This window comes from Photobacterium sp. CCB-ST2H9, from assembly GCF_023151555.2.
Taxonomy (GTDB): Bacteria; Pseudomonadota; Gammaproteobacteria; order Enterobacterales; family Vibrionaceae; genus Photobacterium.
Window position 1 is genome coordinate 2,713,136 of the sequence record NZ_CP100425.1, and the last position, 15,830, is coordinate 2,728,965.

Here is a 15,830-nt window from a genome sequence, read left to right on the forward strand (position 1 = left end):
TCAATGCCCGGACAAAAAATAACCACTTCCTTTTTGTACAGGCTCTGATATACTCGCCGCCGCTTTTTAGTTCTTTAACATCCGTTGGGAAGATCCTATGCATCCGATGCTAAATATCGCGATCCGTGCTGTGCGTAAAGCCGGTGACCATGTCGCTAAGTCTTTAGAAAAACCACAAGGCATTGAAGTCAGTAAAAAAGGCAACGACGTTGTCACCAATATCGACAAAGAAGCAGAAGCTATCATTATCGATACGATTCTGAAGTCTTATCCTGATCACTGCATCGTCGGTGCAGAGTCCGGCACAAAGGAAGGCCGTGACAAAGAATGTCAATGGATCATCGACCCGGTGGATGGCACTCAAAACTTCGTTCGCGGCTTACCGCACTTTGCGATTTCTGTTGCGCTGCGTATGCGCGGCCGTACTGAAATTGCCGCTGTATACGATCCTTCCCGTAACGAACTGTTCACTGCAACCCGTGGTTCTGGCGCACAGCTGAACAACCAGCGTATCCGTGCTTCTCAGCCACGTAACCTGACTGGTACGATTCTGGCGACCAGTCTACCTTTCGCTGCAAAACAGCACGCGGAAAGCTTCGCAAAAATCCAGCAAGCTATGTTTGTTGATTGTGACGACATGCGTCAGTCTGGTTCAACTTCACTGGATCTGTGCTACCTGGCAGCCGGCCGTGTTGACGGCGTATTCAAGCTGGGTCAGAAGCCTTGGGAAATGGCGGCTGGTGAACTGATTGCCCGCGAAGCCGGCGCAATTTGCACCGACTTCACCGGTAACACCAATTACCTGACTTCGGGCAACATTGTTGCGGGTAACGTTCGTGTCGTGAAACCAATCCTGACCAAAATCCGTGAACACGGCAGTGAAGCGCTGAATAAATAAGTCTGACACTGACATACAAAAAGCCCCGGCAAGAATGCCGGGGCTTTTTTTATGCTTCAACTTCAGCCATCACGACAGCCCGAACATGCCAGGCCATCGGATTCATTAAGGCATCGCGTCGAATTCTTCGCCTTCTTTTTCCACTTTTGGTGGCATCAGGTGCTCACGGGTAATTCCCAGTTTCAGCGCCAGTGCAGAAGCCACGTAGATGGAAGAATAAGTACCGACCGTAATACCAATCAGCAATGCTGTTGCAAAGCCATGGATCATGGTGCCGCCTTTCAGGAACAAGGCAATCACCACGAACAATGTCGTGCCGGAAGTGATCAGGGTACGGCTTAAAGTCTGAGTGATCGAATTGTTCATCACTTCTGACGGACCGCCCTTGCGCATCTTCCGGAAGTTCTCACGAATCCGGTCAAAGACAACGATGGTATCGTTGAGTGAGTAACCGACAACCGTCAGCAAGGCCGCCACAATTGTCAGGTCCACTTCAATCTGCATCAGTGAGAAAATACCAATTGTGATGATCACATCGTGAGCCAGTGCCAGAACCGCACCAGCTGCAAGACGCCATTCAAAACGAATCGATACGTACAAAAGAATACAGATCAGCGACACCAGAATTGCCAGGCCACCCGCTTCGGCCAGCTCATCGCCCACATTCGGGCCAACAAATTCAATCCGGCGCATTTCAACATTCTGGTGCGTCCCGTTACGCAACGCATCCAGCACCTGGTTGCCCAGTGTTTCACCGGCCACACCATCACGCGGCTGAAGACGGACCATGACATCACGGGCCGTACCGAAGTTCTGCACAATCGCATCATCGAAGCCAGCGGATTCCAGCGACGTCCGGATCTTGCCCAGATCGGCCGGCTGTTCAAAGCCCACTTCAATCAGGGTTCCGCCGGTAAAGTCCAGCCCCCAGTTCATCCCTTTGGTGACCACCACGCCAATTGACGCAATGATCATGACCGCAGACAGAACGAAGGCCAGTTTCGACCAACGCATAAAGTCGATCACTTTATCCGCTTTCAAGATTTGAAACATGTCAGCGTCTCCTTAGATCGACAGCTTATCGATACGTTTACCGCCATACAGCAGGTTCACCAGCATCCGGGTGCCTACAATGGCTGTAAACATAGAGGTCAGAATACCGATCGACAGGGTCACGGCGAAGCCTTTAATGGCGCCAGTCCCCACAGCGAACAGAATAATCGCGGTGATCAGTGTGGTGATATTGGCATCTGCAATTGTGCTGAATGCATTCGCATAACCCTGCTGAATTGCCTGCTGCGGGCTGCGGCCTTCGCGAATTTCTTCCCGGATCCGCTCAAAAATCAGCACGTTCGCATCTACCGCCATACCGACCGTCAGGACAATACCGGCAATTCCCGGCAACGTCATGGTCGCCCCCGGAATCATCGACATCACGCCAATAATCAGCACCAGGTTCATGGCCAGTGCCAGGTTGGCGATCAGGCCGAACTTACGGTAATAAAGCAGAGTAAACAACATAACGGCAACCATACCCCAGATACAGGCCTGGATACCCATGTCGATATTTTGCTGACCCATAGACGGGCCGATCGTGCGCTCTTCCACAATGGAAATAGGTGCAATCAGGGCACCGGCACGCAGTAACAGCGCCAGGTTATGCGCTTCTGCCTGAGTATCAATTCCGGTAATCCGGAAATTCCGGCCCAGTGCAGTCTGAATCGTCGCCTGGTTAATGACTTCTTCATGTTTCTCCAGAATCACTTTCCCTTCCGGAGAACGCTTGCCGCTGTCTTTATATTCAATAAACAGCGTCGCCATCAGCTTGCCCACGTTATTGCGTGAGAAAGCCGTCATCTTGTTCCCACCTTCACTATCCAGCGAGATGTTGACCTGCGGACGACCATACTCATCATTGCTGGAGCTGGCATCCGTAATGTGTGAACCTTCCAGAATCACTCGTTTTTTCAGCACAACAGGATTACCGTCACGGGAACGCTTCACTTCACTGCCCGGCGGAACACGGCCGGAAGCAGCCGCGGCCAGATCGGCACTGCCGTCCACTTCGCGGAATTCCAGTGTTGCCGTGGCACCCAGAATTTCTTTCGCGCGCGCTGTATCCTGAACACCCGGCAGCTCAACCACAATGCGGTTTGCACCCTGACGCTGAACTAATGGTTCAGCCACACCCAGCTCATTCACACGGTTACGCAGAATGGTAATGTTCTGAGCCACGGCATAATTACGGATTTCCTGCATGCGGGCTTCACTGAAGCTGGCTTTCAATGCGAAGCCGCTGCCTTCAATGAACAGCATGTCCGGATGTAATTTCGAGAGTTCTCGTTTGGCCTGCTGAACTTGCTCGTCGTTACGCAGACGAATTTCGACACCATTGTCTTTGATGCTGATTGCGCGGTAACGAATGCGGGCTTCACGAAGCTCAGAACGGAAAGTGTCTTCCTGCTGACTCAGCAGTTTTTCCATGGCAGCATCCATATCCACTTCCATCAGGAAGTGCACACCGCCACGCAGGTCCAGGCCAAGTTTCATTGGCGTGGCACCCAGGCTTTCCAGCCACTGCGGTGTTGATGGTGCCAGGTTCAGCGCAACAACATAGTTGTCGCCGAGAAATTGATTCAGTAAATCGCGGGCACTGATTTGAGTCTCAGTGTCTTTGAAGCGGACCAGAATAGCCCCGTTTTCGAATGCGACAGATTTATAGGAGAGATTATCTTGATTAAGTTGCTCGGTCACCGTATCCAGCGTGGACATCTCTACCGAGGCGCCACGCGCCCCGGAGATTTGGATCGCTGGATCTTCACCGAACACATTGGGAAGCGCATAAAGCAAACCGATCAGCAGTGCGAACACCACCATCAGGTTCTTCCACAAGGGATACCGGTTTAACACTGAGAAGATCCTTCAAAGCCATAAATTACAAAGATTTCATGGTGCCTTTTGGTAGCACGGCAGAAACAAAATCCTTTTTGATCGTAACTTCAGTTGTGTCGTTCAGCGCGATCACAATGTAGTCATTTTCTTCTGAAACTTTCGTGATCTTGCCGACCAGACCGCCGTTTGTCAGAACTTCATCACCTTTACCCATCGAGGCCATCAGGTTCTTATGCTCTTTCACCCGTTTCGCCTGCGGACGGTAAATCATAAAGTAGAAAATAACCGCAAACAGGGCCAGCATGATGAACAGCTGCATGCCGCCACCTTGTGGTGCACCTTCGGCAGCTGCGTGTGCCTGAGAAATAAAAAGACTCATTTATTCACGTCCTCGTTATAGTTAAACGTCTTTCAATGGTGGAACTTCGCGGTTCCGGCGCGTGTAGAACTCTTCTACAAATGCGTCGAAACGATCTTCTTCAATCGCCTGACGAATGCTTTCCATCAAACGCTGATAGTAACGTAAGTTATGGATTGTATTAAGGCGTGCACCCAAAATTTCATTACATTTATCCAGGTGATACAGGTACGCCTTCGAGTAGTTGCGACAAGTGTAACAGTCACAGTGCGGATCCAGTGGGCTTGTATCCGTTTTATGTTTCGCATTACGGATCTTGATCACACCGCCCGTAACAAACAGATGGCCGTTTCGTGCGTTACGGGTTGGCATCACACAGTCAAACATGTCGATACCGCGGCGAACACCTTCAACCAGATCTTCCGGTTTACCCACACCCATCAGGTAACGAGGCTTATCTTCCGGCAGTTGCGGACAGGTGTGTTCCAGCACACGGTGCATGTCTTCTTTCGGTTCACCCACAGCCAGACCACCGACTGCATAGCCGTCAAAGCCGATTTCGGTCAGACCTTTCACTGAAACATCACGCAGGTCTTCGTAAACGCTTCCCTGCACAATGCCGAACAGGGCATTTTTGTTTTCCAGTTTATCGAAATGGTTGCGGCTGCGTTTCGCCCAGCGCAGAGACATTTCCATCGATTGCTTGGCTTCATCATGCGTTGCCGGGTAAGGCGTACATTCGTCAAAGATCATGACGATATCGGAGCCCAGGTCATACTGGATTTCCATGGATTTCTCTGCATCCATGAAAATCTTGTCGCCGTTCACCGGATTACGGAAATGTACACCTTCTTCGGTGATCTTACGGATATCACCCAGGCTGAAGACCTGAAAACCGCCTGAATCGGTCAGAATCGGGCCCTGCCACTGCATAAAGTCATGCAGGTCGCCGTGCAGTTTCATCACTTCCTGACCCGGGCGCAGCCACAGGTGGAACGTGTTACCCAGCAGAATTTGTGCGCCGGTCTCTTTCACTTCTTCCGGCGTCATGCCCTTCACGGTGCCGTAAGTACCCACAGGCATAAAGGCCGGCGTTTCAACCGTGCCACGTTCAAAGACCAGACGGCCGCGACGCGCACGCCCCTGGGTTTTATCTAATTCAAATTTCACAAAGCCTCCAAAAGCCAGAGAAACAGTCTGACATTCAGGTCAGTTGACCCAAGATAAATGCAAAAGGCCATCGCCTGATGCACTGTGATCTCAGCGAGATCGCAAACTGTCCGGCCCAAAGCCAGACAGTGAATTCATTAAAAAGTTCGGATTTTCCAGTTATCAGGCACCAAACTGTGTCCTACAGCCGGAAATTTGCCCGCTTATGCCTGACGACGATGGATAAACATCGAATCGCCATAGCTGAAGAAACGATATTTTTGCGCCACAGCCTGCTGATAAGCGTTCATGGTGTGCTCATAACCGGCAAAAGCGCTCACCAACATGATCAGCGTCGATTCCGGTAAGTGGAAGTTGGTAATCAGCACATCCACCAGCTGGAACTCATAACCAGGAAAAATAAAGATATCGGTGTCGCCAAAGAAAGGAACCAGCTCAGTCCCTTTTTTCAGCGCATCCTGCGCAGCACTTTCCAGTGAACGAACCGACGTCGTCCCGACAGCAATGACACGTCCGCCACGCGCTCGAGTGGCTTTAATCGCATCGACCACGTCCTGCGGTACTTCAACGTACTCAGCATGCATGTGGTGATCGTGAATATTATCGACGCGAACCGGCTGGAAAGTTCCGGCACCAACATGCAGGGTCACGAAAGCAAACTCAACGCCTTTCGCCTTGATATCTGCCAGCAGCTGATCATCAAAGTGCAGTCCGGCTGTTGGCGCTGCAACTGCACCCGGTTTTGCGTTATAAACCGTCTGATAACGTTCTTTATCCGCGTCCTCATCCGGACGGTCAATATAAGGCGGCAGCGGCATGTGTCCGACCGTCTCCAGAATCTCCAGAACTGTCAGCTCACTGCTGAAACGAATTTCAAACAAAGCATCGTGGCGCGCGACCATTTCGGCTTCGAACTCATCGTTCTCACCCAGCAGCAGGTGAGTGCCCGGCTTCGGAGCTTTAGATGCACGGACATGCGCCAGAATGCGCTTGTCATCTAACAATCGCTCGACCAGCACTTCCAGCTTACCGCCGCTGGCTTTCCGGCCAAACATACGGGCAGGGATAACCCGGGTATTGTTAAAGACCAGCAAGTCACCTGGCTGCACCAGATCCAACACATTTTTAAACGACTGATGCTGTACATCACCGCTGTTTCCGTCCAGATGCAGCAGACGGCTCGCAGAGCGTACAGGTTGCGGGTAACGCGCAATCAATTCGTCGGGAAGGTCAAAGTGAAAATCTGAAACTTGCATTTTTTAGGCCCTAAATTACAGCAGGCAGCTAGTATAGGCTGCCACACTGCAATATCAAGCCCGCTGAAATGGGATGAAATGATTTCCGTCCGGCTCAGACACGAAAACGCCGGATAGCCAGCCACAACAGAGCAAATAATGTGAGCCATGAAAGACTGCCCCCGCTGTCGCTGCTGCTATTTGTCCGGGTACCAAAATCTTCCAGCCCGGCTTTACTGTAATCCTGCAAAAAAGGATTTACCGCAAACACTGAAGCCGGAGCGGGGTTGAAACGACTGCCCAAGACAGAGCCGATCCAATCGAGATAGGTCGACACCTGGGTGTACACTCCCGGCAGATTCCCCGCGCATCCTTCCCCAAAACTGACCAGCCCCACCAAGCGAAGACCAAAATCCGAATCACTGCTCGCCTGGGGATCCTGCCAAACCAGAGGCCCGCCAGAGTCACCAAAGCAACTGTCCCGGTAAAGCTCCGGCGATGGCGGTCCGGCACAGACAAACAGACTGTAAACCTGCGGATAAACCGTGCTGCCCCATAACGCATCACAGCTCCTGTCCGGCACGCCGGACAGCAAAGTCTGATTCAGAGACATGACGCCTTTTTCGCTCTTGGGAAAATCACTGCCCCAGCCGCTGACCAGCAAATTGGCGGGACGTACTCCGTTGACAACCCAGGTACTGACAAACTCAGCATCGGCCCGACGCTGTGTTGCAACCGTTGCAATTCGGATGGGTATTGCTCTTGGGGGTAAACTGATCGCCAGACGCAGGATAGCAATGTCGTTATTGAAATTACTGCTGTTATAACTGGGATGCACAATAACGGCACTCACAGGGGCAACATTCTGATTGCCAGCATCTTCTAATGTCGTGATCCCGGCCCATACCCGAACATGCATGGGTGTCGCCACCCGCCCGGCATTCACCATACAATGTGCAGCGGTCAGCACTGTTTCCTGATCAATGACCACACCTCCGCACTGGTATGCTTCAGTGCCGTTCTCTGAAAAGTCGATTCTCACAAAAGCCTGCCAGGGCAATTCTCCCGGTTGCGTAAGAATACCGCCAATAATCCGGGCTGTTGCCTGAGGCGCCTGTTCATTCGGTGTACCCGATTCTTCATCCTGCGCATGCACTGATAACGAAGCAAACATGAAAAAACAACAGAGATAAAACAGGCAGATAGCGACAGGGGCCTTCATCACTACATCCCCTTCTGAAAGACAGTGGGTTAATTATAAAGCCCGCCGAAATTCAGCATTTGTTGCATAACTGATAATCAGGGTTAAAGTTGCGACCCCTTTACAGTACCGCAGGAGAAGAAACTGAGCAGAAGGGGAAAAGGTGTAGACTGAACAGCCTGAGAGCAATGACGGTATCATCGCTCTGCAGACCCAGAGAGAAAGAAACAGCAGGCTATCTGATTGATTTTTCCCGGCTTCGCCAGAAGAACAAGCCAAACAATACGATCAGGATCCCAGGAGCCATACTGCCGCCACTTCCGCCGCTGCCGGCATAACCGACCGTTTGATGAGTTGACGTCTCTCTATTCAGACGCGCTGAATTTTCCGCTGAAAAAGGATCACTCGTGAAAACCGGATCAGGGTCAAAATCAAAACCGGTGCCGGTAATCGTCCAAATCCAGGTTCTGAAATGGGAGACCTCCGTGTACACCGCAGGTACATCTGATGCGCACTGGGCGCCGAAACTGACCAGTCCGACCAAGCGTAAGCCAAAATCAGCATCAGCACTGGCCTGTGGATTCTGCCACACCAGCGGACCACCGGAATCGCCCTGGCAACTATCCCGATCAACATTGGGCAAAGGAGAAATCGCACACACAAAGCTATCCAGATTCGTTGAATTAATATTACTCCAGACACTGTTGCAATAATCGTCAGGCACTCCGGTAAGCAAAGTATGCTGCAAATCCTGAGAGACCGCCGCATCCGGATCTGCTGACGTTCGTCCCCAACCGGATACCAGCAAATTTTCAGGACTCTCCCCCCCATGGACGTAGCTATTCTCGAAGGCTAAATCAGCCTGATTCTGCTCACTGACCGTGGCAAGCTGAATGGGTTGGACTGAACTCGAAAAGCCGGTATTCAGACGGAGTAACGCAATGTCGTTGACGAAAGTAGAGGCGTCATAGCCTGGATGAATTGTCACACTGGCCACAGTATGGGCGTTTCCGATCGTCGCGCTGCTGGTTGAGGTAATCCCCCCCCAGACCAGAACCTCGTTCGACTGTGCCGCGACATTGTTATGTTTCATACAGTGTGCGGCTGTCAGCACAGTATCCATATCAATGATCACACCGCCACACTGATAAACTTCGTTACCGTCCCGGCCGTAATCAATATAAATCAGTGCCTGCCAAGGCAGCTCTCCTGCGTAGGTTGTAGTCCCGCCGATCACCCTTGCAACAGGCGCATTCTCTTCCTGAGCAGAATTTTGCTCAGCAAAAACAGAACAGCTGGCCGTGATCAATCCCCCCACAATCCCGGCGGCTGCCCATTGAAATATCGTTCTTTTCATCATTCTCACTACCCCGCCGAAAGAATATTTAGCAACGCCCTGTATCTGTTAACCATTCGTCTTTTTTACAGTCAGTTACTGATTCTTCCTGCCCCGTGATACACGTTCGCGACCCACGATTCGCCGACCACACGGCAGTACCAGGCGGTAACAGACCCAACAGGTTCACTCCGGCTTTCAATCATTATCCCCCGGACAAAAAAGAACCACGAAAGATCAACAACCCTCAATAACAGTGTATAAAAAACTTCCAGTCACGATGTGACATAAACCGCCAAAGCCGGCTTCCTTTTGCTGTTCGAGCCACCACGTTTGAAAGTTGGACGCAATACCGCATTTTTGTGCAATGCCCTGTACGGTCCACACCGAATTTCTGACAGACCTTCCGTGCTGCCCTATTCCGCAAATTGCTGTTACAGTTTCAATGAGAGTTACCTGCGACCACATGACGAACACCATGAATTTTCTTGCACATCTCCACCTGGCCGATCACTGTCAAAGCAACCTCACCGGAAACCTGCTCGCCGACTTTGTTCGGGGGGATCCGTATCGTTTCTATACACCGGACGTTGCTGCCGGGATCAAACTCCACCGCTTTGTCGACAGCTATATCGACAGTCAGCCCGAAGTCAGAGCGTGGCGGCAACAGTTTCCCCCGACGATCCGGCGGGTCAGCGGCATTGCTCTCGATATGATCTGGGACCATTACCTGGCCCGGCACTGGACGGTCTTCCATGACTTACCCCTAGCCCAGTTTGTCCGGCAGACCAGACGTGAGATTGAACAGTTTCAGGAACCGGAGCCGGAAAACTACCAGCAAATGACCCGTCGCATGTGGGCGCAGGAATGGTTATTGCAGTATCAACAGGAATCAGCCATTCATCAGGCTCTGGCAAGAATGGCCGTCAGACGTCCCAAATTACAGGCGCTGACAGAATGCCCGCCCTTTCTCTCCGACCATTATCAGGCGCTGGAGCAGAGCTTTTTCATTCTCTATCCGAGACTGATGCAGGCATCGAAAGCTTACTGGCTGGAAAGCCGTGATTCGCTGATCCGCCAGGTACGTATTGAGGAATAAAGGAAAGCAAGGTGAGTCTTACCGGCTTAAACGGCTTTGCCGCAGAAATAAAAAGGGGAGCCGGAGGCTCCCAAGGCGATAACAATTTCATTATTAAAGTGCTATCCCGGTGAGGCTGGTAGTACACCCGCCTCACGCAGCAGAAGATAACGCTAATCGCAATACCTTTGCAGGCAACCGCTGCGAAATGGACTAACTAGGATAGATTGCTCGGTCAATCCGATCAGTCTGCTCAGAACTGATCTTCCTCGGTCGAGCCAGTCAGTGCAGTCACCGAAGAGTTTCCGCCCTGAATCACATTGGTCATCTTGTCGAAATAGCCGGTTCCCACTTCCTGCTGGTGTGCCACAAAGGTATAACCCTTCTCTGCTGCAGCAAATTCCGGACGTTGTACTTTCTCGACATAATGACGCATCCCTTCGCCCTGCGCATAGGCATGGGCCAGTTCAAACATGTTGAACCACATGTTATGGATACCTGCCAGCGTGATGAACTGGTATTTATAGCCCATATCCGACAGTTCCTGCTGGAACTTGGCAATGGTCTCTGCATCCAGATTCTTCTCCCAGTTGAAAGAAGGCGAACAGTTGTAAGCCAGCAGCTGATCCGGATACTTCGCATGAATCGCCTCTGCAAACTGACGCGCTTCTTCCAGACACGGCGTTGCGGTTTCACACCAAATCAGGTCAGCATAGGGTGCGTAAGCCAGACCACGGGCAATCGCCTGATCAATCCCGGCACGTACACGGTAAAAACCTTCCTGAGTCCGTTCACCCGTGATGAAATCGGCATCGTAAGCATCACAATCAGAGGTCAGCAGGTCTGCTGCATTTGCATCAGTACGGGCAATCACCAGGGTTGTCGTTCCGGAAACGTCCGCAGCCAGTCGGGCCGCAATCAGTTTTTGTACCGCTTCCTGAGTCGGCACCAGAACTTTACCACCCATGTGTCCACATTTTTTCACCGAAGCCAGCTGGTCTTCAAAGTGAACACCGGCTGCACCCGCATCAATCATACTGCGCATCAGTTCATAAGCATTCAGGACACCACCAAAGCCTGCTTCCGCATCCGCAACAATCGGCAGGAAGTAGTCTATGCCGCCCTCTTCAGGACTCTTGCCGTTTGCCCACTGGATCTGGTCAGCACGGCGGAAAGAATTATTGATACGCTTCACGACGGCAGGTACAGAGTCTACCGGGTAAAGTGACTGATCCGGGTACATCGAAGAGGCGGTATTGTTGTCCGCCGCCACCTGCCAGCCTGACAGATAAATCGCTTCAATGCCGGCTTTGGCCTGCTGCACCGCCTGGCCTCCAGTCAGCGCACCCAGGCAGTTGACATAGCCTTTCTTCGCAGAGCCGTTCACCAGATCCCACAGCTTGTCAGCACCGCGTTGTGCCAGTGTGTTCGCCGGGACGACCGAACCACGCAGGTTCACCACATCCTCCGCTGTATAAGTACGCTTCACGTTTTTCCAACGCGGATTCTCAGCCCAGTCCTTTTCAATGGCTTCAATCTGTTGCTGGCGAGTCAGAGTCATAATAAATCCCTCGTATTATGTGACGATAGTTCGCAAAATCTGGAGGTTCTGCGGTTCAGTTTTCAATGGGTTTTCTTGGGCTTCCCCTGCCCGGCCAGGCCGGACAGAGGCAATTGCACACAGTGCTTTTTGTTTTATGTTCCTTGGCGTTGCGTTTTTCAGTCTCGCAACGGCTATTCCAGGTATTCGTAACCGGGCAGCGTCAGGAAGGTCACGAGTTCATCGCTGGTCGTTAACCGGGCCATCATCGCGGCCGCTTCCTGATAGCGTCCTTGCCGGAAACGCTCAGCGCCGATTTCCTGCGACAGTACCTGCATCTCTTCAGCCAGCATCTGCTCAAACAGTGCTTTAGTCACAACCAGACCATTGCTTAATGTCTTGCCGTGTTTGATCCACTGCCAGATTGATGCACGGGAGATTTCTGCAGTCGCCGCATCTTCCATCAGACCGTAAATCGGCACACAACCATTTCCGGAAATCCAGGCCTCAATATATTGAACAGCCACGCGAATATTGTGGCGCATGCCGTCTTCCGTCCGCTCGCCATCGCAAGGGGCCAGCAGCTCAGCCGCCGTGATTGGTGCATCGCTGTCCCGGGTCACATCCAGCTGGTTCTTCCGGTCACCCAGACAGGCATCGAAAACAGCACGGGCGGTATCAGCCAGCCCCGGATGCGCCACCCAGGTTCCGTCGTGACCGTTTTGGGCTTCAAGTGCTTTGTCCGTCTGAATTTTGTTCAGAACCCAGGCATTTTGCTCCGGATCTTTGGATGGAATGAAAGCCGCCATTCCCCCCATGGCAAACGCACCGCGGCGGTGACAGGTTTTCACCAGCAGACGCGAATAGGCATTAAGAAACGGCTTGTCCATGGTCACGACCTGGCGGTCCGGCAGAATACGGTCCGGATGATTTCTCAATGTCTTGATATAACTGAAGATGTAATCCCAGCGGCCGCAGTTCAGTCCCACAATGTGTTCTTTCAGACTGTGCAGAATTTCATGCATCTCGAACACTGCAGGTAAGGTTTCAATCAGCACCGTTGCTTTAATCGTGCCGCGGGACAGACCCAGCTCATCTTCCGCAAAACTGAAGACATCACTCCACCAGGCCGCTTCCTGATATGCCTGAAGCTTTGGCACGTAGAAATAAGGACCGCTGCCATTGGCCAGAAGCTGTTTGTGGTTATGGAAAAAGTACAGACCGAAATCCAGCAGTGCTCCGGGAATCGGCGTGCCATGCCACAACACGTGTTTTTCCGGCAGGTGCAAACCACGTACCCGGCAGATCAGCACCGCAGGGTCGTCTTTCAGGGCATACACCTTTCCTGTTTCAGGCTGGGTGTAACTGATGGTGCGATTCACTGCATCGTGCAGGTTGCGCTGCCCGTCGATAACCGCACTCCAGGCGGGCGCAAATGAATCTTCAAAATCAGCCATGAACACTTTGACATTCGCATTCAGGGCATTGATCACCATTTTTCGATCAACGGGACCGGTAATTTCAACCCGGCGATCCAGCAAATCGGCCGGGATATTCTGAATGGTCCAGTCACCTTCACGGATGTTTTGAGTTTCAGGCAGGAAATCCGGCAGCTGTCCGCCGTCAATCGCCTGCTGACGCGCTTCACGTGCCGCCAGCAGTTCCGGCACACGGGCAGCAAATCGGGTCACCAGTTTTTCAACAAAAGACACTGCCTCATCACTCAGAATATCGCGTTGTGCTTCTGACAGTGCCGTCAGGGTCAGTTGACCAAACTGATATTGATTTTCCATATCCATGTAAACTCCCCACTTACATCAAAACGACCAAATGTAACTAAATAACCACCTGAAATTCGAACAGCTGATGTTTATCTTAGACCACCTTTGGCGTAAACATGGTCTATACGTTGCCTGAATAAATCATCAATGGCAAACATCCAGAAAAACAAGAAAGATACAAAAACAAAACAAACTCAATAAAATCAATAAATTAAATGAAATAGAGTTATTACTCAAAACACTAAATTAAAACAGGTTTGAACGATATATTCGGTTTTTCCCCGCCTTACTGCGGAACAAGGAAAAATGTCACATATTACGTAATTAAATTACCAAACCACTCAATAGCAACAAGTTTGAAAAATACGTTTTAAACAAAAAGGTGAGCATGAAATGATTGCAAGCCACTCAATCTAAATACATTTATAGTCGAGAATTTGGAGAGTCATACACTCAGGAGAGGTTTAAAGCCGCGGAAAACAGAATTGTTTTTTTGAGCGAAACAAAAAAAACCTACAAAATGAATCACTTGCGAAAAATACGCAACAGAACAAAGATTCACAGGAACTCAGGATCGGCAGAATATTTCACCAAAAAATAAAAATATCTCTGCCGGGCATCCTGAATGTGATTAAAGCAGGTCTGCGACTATCTCTGCGAGGCTCTGAAAAGTGGAAATTCGGCTCGACGTGGGCCGCCAGACTAGACCAATTTCCCGAAATGCGGCTTGGCCGGGCGGATCCAGTATCACCAGATCCGGGTTATCAACCAAACCATGTTTGATGGCCATCTGGGGAATGAATGTCGAACCTAAGCCGTTCGACACCATCTGAACCAGTGTATGAAGACTGGTGGCCGTGAAGGGATTAATTTTTTCTTTACTGGTTAACTGACAAGCTGAGACAGCATGACCGGTCAGGCAGTGCTCTTTTTCAAGTAAAAAGACAGATTCGTCGGGTAAATCTGCATATCGTAACGGGGCCGTCACCTGAGAAGCCTGTGTTTTACTGAGCACCATTTTGAACGGATCCCGACCCACAACCTGGCTGTGCATACCACTGATTTCAACCGGCAACGCCAGAATCAGGACATCCATATCGCCATTGCGCAAAGCACTGAGCAAATTATCCGTGGTATCTTCTCGCAACAAAAGATGAAGCTGCGGATAACGCCGGTTGACCGCCTGAACCAGATCGCCCAGCAGGAAAGGAGCGATCGTCGGAATACATCCCAGCCGGACCTGCCCGGCCATGGTATCGTCGCCGCTTTTGGTGAGTTCCATCATGTCCTGGGTTCGTGCCAGCAGTTCACGGCTGCGGACCACCACTTCTTCCCCGGTCGCGGTAAAAACCAGCGCTTTGTTATCCCGTTCAATCAGCTGGCAGCCGATCAGATCCTCAAGATTCTGAATACCGGAACTTAAAGTCGACTGACTGACGAAGCATTGTTTGGCCGCTTCGCCAAAATGGCGGGTTTCGTAGAGGGTCACCAGATAATGAAGCTGTTTAAGCGAGGGAAATTTGCTCATCGTATTTTTCGATTGTAATAATCTATTTATTCCACTTTTTTCAATGTAGCACTTTCGCTATAGTGTGTCCTGTTTTATCAGGGACTGCCCTTTGGGGGTGGTAATCATTCCAATATTAGGAGCACCAACATGGTACTAGTAGGTCGTCAAGCACCAGATTTCACAGCTGCTGCAGTTCTGGGTAACGGTGAAATCGTTGAAAACTTCAACTTCAAGCAGTTCACTGAAGGTAAAAAAGCGGTTGTATTCTTCTACCCACTGGACTTCACTTTCGTATGTCCTTCTGAACTGATTGCTTTCGACAAGCGTTTCGCTGACTTCCAAGCGAAAGGCGTTGAAGTTATCGGTGTATCGATCGATTCTCAGTTCTCTCACAACGCATGGCGTAACACGGCTGTTGAGAACGGCGGTATCGGCCAGGTGAAATACCCTCTGATTGCTGACGTGAAGCACGAAATCTGTAAAGCATACGACGTTGAGCACCCAGAAGCTGGTGTTGCTTTCCGTGGTTCTTTCCTGATTGACGAAGAAGGTGTTGTTCGTCACCAAGTTGTGAACGACCTGCCACTGGGCCGTAACATCGACGAGATGCTGCGTATGGTTGACGCTCTGAACTTCCACCAGAAGAACGGTGAAGTTTGCCCGGCACAATGGGAAGAAGGTAAAGCGGGTATGGACGCTTCTCCTAAAGGCGTTGCTGCTTACCTGTCTGAGCACACTGCAGACCTGTAATGCTTGCCTTACACTAAATTGCTCAGCCCGGCCTTTGTGCCGGGCTTATTTTTTCTGTCTGCGCAACACTTGTTGATCCCG

Annotated in this window: 13 protein-coding genes; 3 read left to right on the forward strand and 10 right to left on the reverse strand. The window is 51.0% G+C overall.

Annotation, left to right across the window (positions count from 1 at the left end; genetic code table 11):
• The first annotated feature begins 97 nt into the window (after positions 1-97).
• Entirely contained in the window at positions 98-898 is an 801-nt protein-coding gene (gene suhB, locus L4174_RS12565; protein WP_248141216.1) for an inositol-1-monophosphatase, read from the forward strand.
• Between the two features lie 105 nt (positions 899-1,003).
• On the opposite strand, the gene secF is transcribed toward suhB, so the two are convergent.
• The 7 genes from secF to L4174_RS12600 all read right to left on the reverse strand — a co-directional run bounded on the left by secF (position 1,004) and on the right by L4174_RS12600 (position 9,114).
• A complete protein-coding gene (secF, locus tag L4174_RS12570) occupies positions 1,004-1,951 on the reverse strand; it encodes a protein translocase subunit SecF (protein WP_248141217.1) in 948 nt (315 codons plus the stop codon).
• A 12-nt stretch (positions 1,952-1,963) separates the two neighbouring features.
• Entirely contained in the window at positions 1,964-3,808 is a 1,845-nt protein-coding gene (secD, locus tag L4174_RS12575; protein ID WP_248141218.1) for a protein translocase subunit SecD, read from the reverse strand.
• Between the two features lie 25 nt (positions 3,809-3,833).
• The gene (yajC, locus tag L4174_RS12580; protein ID WP_036751515.1) at positions 3,834-4,169 is read right to left on the reverse strand and encodes a preprotein translocase subunit YajC; all 336 of its coding nucleotides are present in this window, start codon (positions 4,167-4,169) and stop codon (positions 3,834-3,836) included.
• 21 nt (positions 4,170-4,190) lie between these two features.
• Positions 4,191-5,318: a tRNA guanosine(34) transglycosylase Tgt gene (gene tgt, locus L4174_RS12585; protein WP_248141219.1), complete on the reverse strand. Its 1,128-nt coding sequence runs from the start codon at positions 5,316-5,318 to the stop codon at positions 4,191-4,193.
• A gap of 203 nt (positions 5,319-5,521) precedes the next feature.
• A complete protein-coding gene (gene queA, locus L4174_RS12590) occupies positions 5,522-6,574 on the reverse strand; it encodes a tRNA preQ1(34) S-adenosylmethionine ribosyltransferase-isomerase QueA (RefSeq protein ID WP_248141220.1) in 1,053 nt (350 codons plus the stop codon).
• 94 nt (positions 6,575-6,668) lie between these two features.
• On the reverse strand, positions 6,669-7,775 hold the full coding sequence (locus tag L4174_RS12595; RefSeq protein ID WP_248141709.1) for a serine protease: 1,107 nt from the start codon (positions 7,773-7,775) through the stop codon (positions 6,669-6,671).
• Positions 7,776-7,989: 214 nt separating this feature from the next.
• Positions 7,990-9,114 (reverse strand): serine protease, encoded by a 1,125-nt coding sequence (locus L4174_RS12600; RefSeq protein WP_248141221.1) that lies wholly within the window; start codon positions 9,112-9,114, stop codon positions 7,990-7,992.
• 454 nt (positions 9,115-9,568) lie between these two features.
• Here L4174_RS12600 and L4174_RS12605 point away from each other — a divergent pair, with 454 nt between their 5' ends.
• Entirely contained in the window at positions 9,569-10,189 is a 621-nt protein-coding gene (locus L4174_RS12605; RefSeq protein ID WP_248141222.1) for an ACP phosphodiesterase, read from the forward strand.
• Between the two features lie 232 nt (positions 10,190-10,421).
• On the opposite strand, the gene aceA is transcribed toward L4174_RS12605, so the two are convergent.
• From aceA to L4174_RS12620, 3 genes are all read right to left on the reverse strand, one after another.
• A complete protein-coding gene (gene aceA, locus L4174_RS12610; protein WP_248141223.1) occupies positions 10,422-11,729 on the reverse strand; it encodes an isocitrate lyase in 1,308 nt (435 codons plus the stop codon).
• Positions 11,730-11,902: 173 nt separating this feature from the next.
• Complete coding sequence (gene aceB / locus L4174_RS12615; RefSeq protein WP_371929408.1) at positions 11,903-13,501, reverse strand: malate synthase A; 1,599 nt, start codon at positions 13,499-13,501, stop codon at positions 11,903-11,905.
• 619 nt (positions 13,502-14,120) lie between these two features.
• Complete coding sequence (locus L4174_RS12620; RefSeq protein ID WP_248141225.1) at positions 14,121-15,017, reverse strand: hydrogen peroxide-inducible genes activator; 897 nt, start codon at positions 15,015-15,017, stop codon at positions 14,121-14,123.
• A gap of 129 nt (positions 15,018-15,146) precedes the next feature.
• Here L4174_RS12620 and L4174_RS12625 point away from each other — a divergent pair, with 129 nt between their 5' ends.
• Positions 15,147-15,749, forward strand: a complete 603-nt coding sequence (locus L4174_RS12625) for a peroxiredoxin C (protein WP_248141226.1) — start codon at positions 15,147-15,149, stop codon at positions 15,747-15,749.
• The last annotated feature ends 81 nt before the right edge of the window (positions 15,750-15,830 follow it).

Coding starts and splice junctions, on each gene's coding strand:
- suhB (WP_248141216.1), top strand. CDS start 98: ATGCATCCGATGCTAAATATCGCGATCCGTGCTGTGCGTAAAGCCGGT.
- secF (WP_248141217.1), bottom strand. CDS start 1,951: ATGTTTCAAATCTTGAAAGCGGATAAAGTGATCGACTTTATGCGTTGG.
- yajC (WP_036751515.1), bottom strand. CDS start 4,169: ATGAGTCTTTTTATTTCTCAGGCACACGCAGCTGCCGAAGGTGCACCA.
- queA (WP_248141220.1), bottom strand. CDS start 6,574: ATGCAAGTTTCAGATTTTCACTTTGACCTTCCCGACGAATTGATTGCG.
- L4174_RS12595 (WP_248141709.1), bottom strand. CDS start 7,775: ATGAAGGCCCCTGTCGCTATCTGCCTGTTTTATCTCTGTTGTTTTTTC.
- L4174_RS12600 (WP_248141221.1), bottom strand. CDS start 9,114: ATGATGAAAAGAACGATATTTCAATGGGCAGCCGCCGGGATTGTGGGG.
- L4174_RS12605 (WP_248141222.1), top strand. CDS start 9,569: ATGAATTTTCTTGCACATCTCCACCTGGCCGATCACTGTCAAAGCAAC.
- aceA (WP_248141223.1), bottom strand. CDS start 11,729: ATGACTCTGACTCGCCAGCAACAGATTGAAGCCATTGAAAAGGACTGG.
- aceB (WP_371929408.1), bottom strand. CDS start 13,501: ATGGAAAATCAATATCAGTTTGGTCAACTGACCCTGACGGCACTGTCA.
- L4174_RS12620 (WP_248141225.1), bottom strand. CDS start 15,017: ATGAGCAAATTTCCCTCGCTTAAACAGCTTCATTATCTGGTGACCCTC.
- L4174_RS12625 (WP_248141226.1), top strand. CDS start 15,147: ATGGTACTAGTAGGTCGTCAAGCACCAGATTTCACAGCTGCTGCAGTT.